Source organism: Sphingomonas sp., assembly GCF_019242355.1.
Classification (GTDB): Bacteria; Pseudomonadota; Alphaproteobacteria; order Sphingomonadales; family Sphingomonadaceae; genus Sphingomicrobium.
Window position 1 is genome coordinate 1 of sequence record NZ_JAFAVR010000097.1, and the last position, 7,709, is coordinate 7,709.

Below are 7,709 nucleotides of genomic sequence, written 5' to 3' on the forward strand. Positions count from 1 at the left end.
CAGGGAGAAGTTCCCCAGACCGCCGAACCGGCGCGAGTAAGCCGCCGAAACGTCGATACCGTCCGTCTTGTCGCCGCCGACGTTATGCGAAATGTCGGTCACGTAGCCGTCCGGAGACAGCCACAAGGAACCTGCCGCGTTGCGGTGGATGAGCGCACAGGACGGCGCCACAGCCGTCAGCGACGTGGTGTTGGCAACGCAGTCCGCCAGGATCGCATCCGCGCCAAAGGGTTGGATCGCGTCTGTGATCTTGATGTTCCAGTAATCGACAGTCAGCGCGAACCTCGGAATGAAGCTCGGCTGGAGGACGACGCCGACAGTCTTCGTGGTCGCCTTTTCCGGAATCAGGTTCGGGTTGCCGCCGATCAGACCATTATACTGGGCCGCCGGGTTGGGCGGAGTAGCCAGACCGACGCCGAGGCCCTGGGCGCGGCAGCCGTAATCCGTTTCGGCGATCGTGATGCCGGCGCACGGGTCCGTGCCGCCATCGAGCGCCACGATCTGGGGCCCGAACAGCTCCTGAATGTTCGGCGCACGAGCCGCCCGGTTGTAAGCCGCGCGGAAGCGGATATCCCGGATCGGAGCGAACTCGCCGGACAGGTTGTAGGTGTCGGTGCTGTACTTGCGGCCTTCGCTCGTCTTGTACGAAGAGTGACGATAACCGCCGTGCAGCGAGAGATCGTACACAAACCCGTGCTGGATGAGCGGAACCTGCACTTCGCCGAACAGCTCGTTGACGTGGAAGGCGCCATTGATCGGGAGAGTCGGCGCGCCCTGGCCCGTCAGATCGCCCAGCTGGAATTCCTGGTCAGGATTCAGGACCAGGCCTTCCTTGCGATATTCGTAGCCCGCGTTGAAGCCGATGCCGTCCGTAGCCCACGGGGACTTCCAGCCCATGTTGCCGAGGTCACCGGTGAAGTCGACGTGAGCGATCTGCTCCGTCGTCCGGCCCGTGATGACACCGGAAACGGTCAGGTAATTGACCGAGGCCGCGGAAGGCGTGCCGAAGAGATCGTACGGAACGCAGTTCGGATCGGTTCCGGCGAGAACCGAACGGCACTCGATGGTCGTTCCGGGATCGGTAGCCGTGTACAGCGCGCCGGTCGCGGGATTGATCGTGTTGCCGTTGGCGTCGACGCGCACGGCGTTCAACGCATTCACCAGCCGCTGAGCCGAGAATTCGTTCTTGTAGACCTGCTGATACTCGGTCCGGCCGTACTGATAGTATGCGTCGTACGAGAAGACGTCGCTGAGATCGCCCTTCGCACCGAGCACGCCGTGGTAGGTGGTGTGAGTCAGGTCGGCGACACGGTTGCCGCCTTCGACGTTACGCCGAAGGACGTTCAGGTAGGCTTCCTGATACGTATTGCCGCGCGCATCGAAGAAGGTGAGCGGCGGAGCATCCGGTCCGACCGTGCCGCTGCCCGGCAAACCGGTGTTGAATCCAGCGCCGACAGGTAGCGGGAACGTTCCCAGGAAACCGTTGATCAGGTTCGAGTCGTTGCAGATCGTCGTCTTCTGCGAAGCACTGAGGAACGGATTGTCGCAGTTGATCGTGTAGGTGTTCGCGAAGTCGCCCGACGGAGCGATCTGCGCAAGCGTGTGGTCGTCCATGAACATGAACTCGAGGTACGGCTTGAACGCCGGGCTCACCTCATAGTTCGCGAAGACACCCGCCGTGTAGCGCGTGTCGGGCCGCTGGAAGTAGTTGAACGGCGCGAAGTTGAATGTGTTCGGCGCGCCGAGCGTTCCACCCGGGCCAACGCCCGATTCCGTCGAGCTGCCCTGGCCGGGGATGTAATAGAGCAGGTTCGCGGGATCCGCGAAACCCGAGCCACCGCACTTCACGGGGTCGCCCGCGCCGCTGATGCCGCAAGAGCTGTAGTCGCGAGCGGCGCCGAGCACCGGCTTGATGTTGCGGTAGCCGAAGTAGCCGACGACGTGCCCACGGCCGTCGTCGAAGCCGGCGCCGATCGACATCGTGCCGTCGATCGAACGGCCGTCCCACTTGCTGCCCGTCGGATACGGGAAGCCCTTGGCGTCGAGGATGCCGCGCATCGTCTGGCCAGTGACCAGATCGGCGTCACGGTTGTTGTGCTGATAGCTCGACCAGGTGCCGTCGAACTTCACGCCCTCGAAGTTGGTGTCCATGATGAAGTTGACGACGCCGGCGACCGCGTCCGCACCGTAGACGGACGAGGCGCCGCCGGTCAGCACGTCGACGCGCTTGATGAGCGAAGCCGGAATCAGGTTGATGTCGCCCGCCTGGCTCGGGCTGTTCGGATCGCCCGGCGTCAAGCGACGGCCATTGACCAGGGTCAGGGTGCGCTGGGCACCGAGGTTGCGGAGACTGATTTCAGCGGTGCCGGTCGCGCCGTTCGACACGCCCGAATTCTGATCGGCGGCCGCAGACGGCAACTGCGCGATGACATCCTCGACCCGGGTCGCGCCGGAGAGCTTCACGTCCTGGTTGGTGACCACCGAGACCGGAGCAGCCGATTCGAGGTTCGGCTGCGGAATGCGCGTGCCGGTAACGACGATGTCCTGCGTGCTGTTGACGGTCTGGCCCGAAGCATTCGTGCTCGGCAGCGGCTGCGCTTCCTGCGGGCCGGTCGGCGGAGCTTCCGCGGCAGGCACCGTCGACTGGTCCGGGGCGGGCGGCGGCGGCGTCTGCGCGAAGGCAGGCGAACCGAGCATGGTCGCACCGACGAGAAGAGTGGTTGTCAGTAGGCGCTGACGATAATCGAGCTTCATGTTTAGTCCCCATTCCATTGCCGATGAGGATGCCCGGAAGACCCCTCACATAGCCACGACGCAGAGCGGGAGCCCTGCGCCTTGAGGGGGCTTGTGCAGTCGATGCGCGGAAAGTGTAAAGTTCGCGACGAGGCTGCGTCGGCTTTTGTTACGGCACTGTGTCGAGGAGGCCACAGTCCTGTTTCGCCCGTTAGCGCTAACGCTGCTGGGCCCGCAGGCTAGCCTCCGCGTCGACATAAGGCTCCTGCCGCTCGACGCTCCAGTAGCGCAACTCGTGAAGCGGAATGCGCGCGCCAGTGACCGCGCAGACGACGTGGTCGCCGTCCGACAGCAGGCGGAACGTCCCCGGCAGGTAATGCACTCGGGCGGCCCGTCCGCTTCCCGTCATCAGCATCGTGTCACTCCTCGCCGGCGTCGAAGAGGCCGGGCTGCGGCGCAATGTAGGGGCGGCGAGCCTTCCGCTCAACCGCCGGCCCCGGCGTCCGGAGCGCCCGCCCCTCCGGCGCTGGCGCCGCCGCCACCGCGCCGTCCGCGAAGTGCAGGGTCACCAGTGATTCCGCGCGCGCGTCACCCGCGCGCGTAAGGGTGCGTCCATCGGGCGCGGTGACTCGGGCGAAGCCACGGCTGAGCGGCCGTTCCGGATGGACGAGCATCGCCATCGTCCAGGCCGCCTCAAGCTTGTCCGACAAGCGCGCGACGCGCTGGTCGATAAGATCGCGGCGGAGACGGCCCGCAACCAAATTCATGTCGGCGCGGGCACTTCCCGCGCGGGCCGCAAGCGAGCGCGGCAGTCGCTCGCCGGCGTCGTCGAGGCGCTGGCTGGCCGGAGCGAACAAGGCCTGCGGCTCCAGCCAGCGGCAGGCCGTCAGTTCGAGCCGCTCGCGCGCACGGTCGGCACGGCGCGAGACGCAATGCTGCGCGCGGTGCATGAACTCGGCGAGCTGCGCGAGAAGCTCCGCACGAACCGGCACCGCAAGCTCGGCGGCGGCCGTCGGCGTCGGCGCGCGCAAGTCCGATGCGTGGTCGATCAGCGTGGTGTCCGTTTCATGGCCGACCGCCGAAATCAGGGGGATCGGACATTCGGCCGCCGCTCGCACAACCTCTTCCTCGTTGAACGCCCAGAGATCCTCGATCGAGCCTCCGCCACGCGCGACGATGAGGAGATCCGGTCTCGGCACCGCGCCGCCCGGTTCCATCGCCGCAAAGCCGCGGATCGCGGCGGCGACCTTGGCGGGCGCCCCCTCCCCCTGCACCGGGACCGGCCAGACGACGACATGGGTCGGGCAGCGGTCGGCCAAACGGTGGAGGATGTCGCGAATGACGGCCCCGGTCGGAGACGTCACGACTCCGATGACACGCGGCAAGAACGGCAGCCGGCGCTTGCGCTCCGGCGCGAACAGCCCCTCGGCTGCGAGCGCCTTGCGCCGGCGTTCAAGCAGCGCCAGGAGCGCGCCCTCGCCAGCAAGCTCCATCCGATCGATGACGATCTGGTACTTTGACCGGCCTGGGTAGGTCGTCAGCTTTCCGGTGGCGACGACCTCGGCGCCATCCTCGGGCCGAAACGCCAGGGCTCCGGCGCTCGTCCGCCAGATCACCGCGTCCATGCAGGCGGATTCGTCCTTGAGGCTGAAATAGCAGTGGCCCGACGAGTGGCGCTTGAACCCGCTGATCTCACCTCGGACACGAACCACTCCGAACGTGGTCTCTATCGTCCGCTTGAGCGCGCCCGACAGCTCGCTGACGCTGAGAGCTGGCGAATTGTCGCCGGGGGCGACGTTCGCTAACAGGCCGGCACGCGTGTCGTCGGGGAGATCCATGAATATTCTGCTGCTTGGCTCGGGCGGACGCGAGGATGCGCTCGCCTGGCGCCTTAGGCAATCGCCGAGCTGCGGCCAACTTCTTGCCGTGCCCGGCAATCCCGGGATCGCGCGATGGGCGGAATGCGCGGAAGTGGATCCGTGCGATCGGGCGGCGGTGGTCGAGCTCGCACGGAGCAGCAGGACCGACCTGGTCGTGATCGGCCCCGAAGCGCCCTTGGTCGTCGGCGTCGCCGATGCCTTGCGGCACGCCGGAATTGCGGTCTTCGGTCCGGATGCTGCGGCAGCGCAGCTGGAAGGTTCCAAGGGCTTCACCAAGGATTTGTGCCGCGCGAACGGGATCCCGACAGCAAGTTATGTTCGCGCCGAGCGCGCCGCGGATGCCCACGTGGCGCTCGCTCAGTTCGACATTCCAGTCGTAATCAAGGCCGATGGTCTCGCCGCAGGAAAGGGCGTGACCGTAGCGATGACCCGCGCGGAAGCGGAGCAGGCCATCGACGCTGCCGGCGACGGACCGCTGGTGATCGAGGAATTCCTCGAGGGCGAGGAAGCCAGCCTGTTCGCTCTGGTCGACGGCGAGACCGCGGTGCCGCTGGCCTCGGCTCAGGATCACAAGCGCGTTGGCGAGGGTGACACTGGTCCGAACACAGGCGGCATGGGCGCCTACGCCCCGGCACCCGTGCTGACGGCCGAGCTTCGGCAGAGGGCGATGGATGAGATCGTCCTTCCGACCGCTCGGGCTCTGGCGGCGGCCGGAACGCCGTTCACCGGCGTGCTCTACGCCGGCCTGATGCTGACCGCGCGGGGGCCCGAGCTAATCGAGTATAATGTCCGCTTCGGCGATCCCGAATGCGAAGCGATCATGCCGCTGATCGAGGGCGATTTCGCGGAGCTGCTGCACGCCGTCGCCACCGGCCGCCTCGCCGAGATCGACCCGCCGCGCCTCTCGGGCGAGCATTCGATGACCGTGATCGTCGCCGCGCGTGGCTACCCCGGCACGCCGGCAGCCGGCGGCGCCATCCGCGCAATCGAGTCTGCCGAGCAGGTCGAGGGTGTCACCGTCTTTCACGCTGGCACCGCTGAGGGCGAGTCGGGACTCGTCGCCAAAGGCGGCCGGGTGCTCGCCGTCACCGCCGTCGCCGATACCTTCGCCAATGCCCGCGCGCGGGCGTATCGAGCCGTCGACCAGATCGACTTCGACGACGGTTTCCACCGCCGCGACATCGGCTGGCGCGAGCTGGAGCGCGAACAGGCATGAACGCCTTTTGGGCCTTTTTCTGGCCGCTCGTCGGCTTCGGCATGCTGGCGGGCGTGCTTTCGGGGATCGCGGGATTCCGCCGGCGCCCCGGAATGCTCGTCGCCGACTACCGACGGCGGCGCGTCCGATTCCCCGCCGGAGCCGCGATGCTGTGCGTCGCCGCGGCGCTACTGTGGACCGGGCCGCTTGGAGGTGCCGGCCGCCTGGTCGCCGCAATCGACAAGTCGGTGCATGACGACCTCGTTTATTACGAAATGACGCCGATCCAGGCGAATCTGCACCGAGCGCCGTTGACCCGAAGGCTTGCCCTCTCAGGACCCGCCGACGACTTCCAGCGCGAGCAGCTTTCACTCGTGCTGAGCGACCTTCCTGGCGTCAGCAGCGCCATGTGGGGCGACGCGGGCGGAGGAATCCCGCTGGTGGTCGAAGCAGCCATTGCGGCTCTGCTGGGTTTCGCGATTGGGCTGGTGCCCGCTTATGGGGTGGAGCTTCGCCGCCGGTACAACGCGCAATGGAGTTGGTGATTGATGGATGTGCTGACGAATAACTGGCCGATCGTCCTTGTAGTCCTCGTTGTTCTGGCGATCATCGCCGTCGTGCTGCTGCGCCCGCGGCAACGCGTGACGCTGACCGACCAGACCCCGACCCGACCCCACATGGCTCGGCAGGCAGCTGCCGAAGGGCGAGGGCTGGCGGGCGAAGCGGCGGCGGCAACCAGCGATGTCACCAGCGAGATCCTTGAGGTGCCGGCCTATCGCTCGGACGCCGGAGAGGCCGGCGAGCCCGCTGACGATTTCACCCGGATGAAGGGCGTCGGACCGAAACTCGCCGACTCCTTGACGGAGCTCGGCTTCAGCCGCTTCGAGCAGCTCGCGGCGCTGACGCCGACGGAGATGGAGCGGCTCGACGAGCGGCTCGGCGCCTTCAAGGGCCGCCTGACGCGCGACCGCATCGTCGAGCAAGCAGACTATCTCGCCCGCAACGATGTCGACGGCTACGAACAGACGTTCGGCAAGCTCTAGGCGGCGCTGCCCCCGCTCGCTTCGCGCGGCCGCCGCGCCGGCCGCGAGGCGATCAGCTTGTCGATCTTGCGGCCGTCCATGTCGACCACCTCGAACGACCAGCCGTCATGCCGGAAAGTCTCGCCCGTCTCCGGAAGGTGCTTGAGCACCGACAGGGCAAAACCGGCGACGGTGGAAAAGTCGCGATCGTCGGGCAGTCTAACGCCGAGGCGGTCCGAGAGCAGGTCGGCGCTGGCGGCCCCGGAAACGAGCCAGCTGCCGTCTTCCCGCTCGATCAGCGGCGCATCTTCGCCCTCCTCGACGTCGTTGGCAAAGGTGCCGGCAAGTGCGCCGAGGATGCTGCCCGGGGTGACGATGCCGTCGAGATGACCATATTCGTCATGGACGAGCGCTAGCGGCACATCCGCGCTGCGTAGCACCACGAGCGCATCCATCGCATCCATGAGATCCGGGATCACCGGCGCCTGCCGGCTGAGCCGACGTACGTCGAGCGAACGCGCTTCGAGGAGCGCCGCCATCACATCCCGCGCCTCGATCACGCCGACGATATTCTCGACCGAACCGTCGGCCACGGGAATTCGGCTGTGCTGGGTCTCGACAAGGGCCGCGCGGATTTCTTCCTCGCTGGCCGCGATATCGATCCATTCGATTTCGGTCCTCGGCGTCATCACCTCGCGCACCGGACGATCAGCCAGCCTGACGACGCCGGAGATGATCGCCCGCTCGCTCTCCTCCAGAACGCCGGCGGTCTTCGCCTCGGCAACCACGAGGTGAAGCTCCTCGGCCGTGACCTGGGTCTTCGATTCGCGGTCGAGGCCGAGCAGCCGGAAGATCAGCGCGCTGGTTCGGTCGAGCAGC

7 protein-coding genes are annotated in these 7,709 nt (G+C 66.8%); 3 read left to right on the plus strand and 4 right to left on the minus strand.

Translation table 11 applies throughout. The features are described from left to right. The 3 genes from JOZ79_RS04595 to xseA all read right to left on the minus strand — a co-directional run. Positions 1-2,754, minus strand: a 2,754-nt coding sequence (locus JOZ79_RS04595; RefSeq protein ID WP_294071251.1) for a TonB-dependent receptor, incomplete at its 3' end; no start/stop codon positions are given. Positions 2,755-2,950: 196 nt separating this feature from the next. Next, positions 2,951-3,148: a DUF2093 domain-containing protein gene (locus JOZ79_RS04600; protein WP_294071254.1), complete on the minus strand. Its 198-nt coding sequence runs from the start codon at positions 3,146-3,148 to the stop codon at positions 2,951-2,953. 4 nt (positions 3,149-3,152) lie between these two features. Beyond that, positions 3,153-4,571, minus strand: a complete 1,419-nt coding sequence (gene xseA, locus JOZ79_RS04605) for an exodeoxyribonuclease VII large subunit (RefSeq protein ID WP_294071257.1) — start codon at positions 4,569-4,571, stop codon at positions 3,153-3,155. On the opposite strand from xseA, the gene purD reads away from it, so the two are divergent. From purD to JOZ79_RS04620, 3 genes are read left to right on the plus strand one after another with little or no spacing between them, the layout of a single operon-like run. After that, on the plus strand, positions 4,570-5,829 hold the full coding sequence (gene purD / locus JOZ79_RS04610; RefSeq protein WP_294071260.1) for a phosphoribosylamine--glycine ligase: 1,260 nt from the start codon (positions 4,570-4,572) through the stop codon (positions 5,827-5,829). The two genes, xseA and purD, sit on opposite strands and share 2 nt — an antisense overlap. Next, positions 5,826-6,353 carry a hypothetical protein gene (locus JOZ79_RS04615; protein ID WP_294071263.1) on the plus strand — a complete coding sequence of 176 codons (528 nt, stop codon included), beginning with the start codon at positions 5,826-5,828 and terminating at the stop codon, positions 6,351-6,353. The genes purD and JOZ79_RS04615 overlap by 4 nt, the downstream gene beginning before the upstream one ends. Next, positions 6,354-6,851, plus strand: coding sequence for a hypothetical protein (locus JOZ79_RS04620; RefSeq protein WP_294071265.1), 498 nt, complete (start codon positions 6,354-6,356; stop codon positions 6,849-6,851). Here JOZ79_RS04620 and JOZ79_RS04625 read toward each other — a convergent pair. Next, positions 6,848-7,709, minus strand: an 862-nt coding sequence (locus tag JOZ79_RS04625; protein ID WP_294071268.1) for a hemolysin family protein, incomplete at its 5' end; no start/stop codon positions are given. The two genes, JOZ79_RS04620 and JOZ79_RS04625, sit on opposite strands and share 4 nt — an antisense overlap.

What these genes read in the sequence shown, in the direction of transcription:
- JOZ79_RS04600 (WP_294071254.1), bottom strand. Translation starts at nt 3,148, where the DNA reads ATGCTGATGACGGGAAGCGGACGGGCCGCCCGAGTGCATTACCTGCCG.
- purD (WP_294071260.1), top strand. Translation starts at nt 4,570, where the DNA reads ATGAATATTCTGCTGCTTGGCTCGGGCGGACGCGAGGATGCGCTCGCC.
- xseA (WP_294071257.1), bottom strand. Translation starts at nt 4,571, where the DNA reads ATGGATCTCCCCGACGACACGCGTGCCGGCCTGTTAGCGAACGTCGCC.
- JOZ79_RS04615 (WP_294071263.1), top strand. Translation starts at nt 5,826, where the DNA reads ATGAACGCCTTTTGGGCCTTTTTCTGGCCGCTCGTCGGCTTCGGCATG.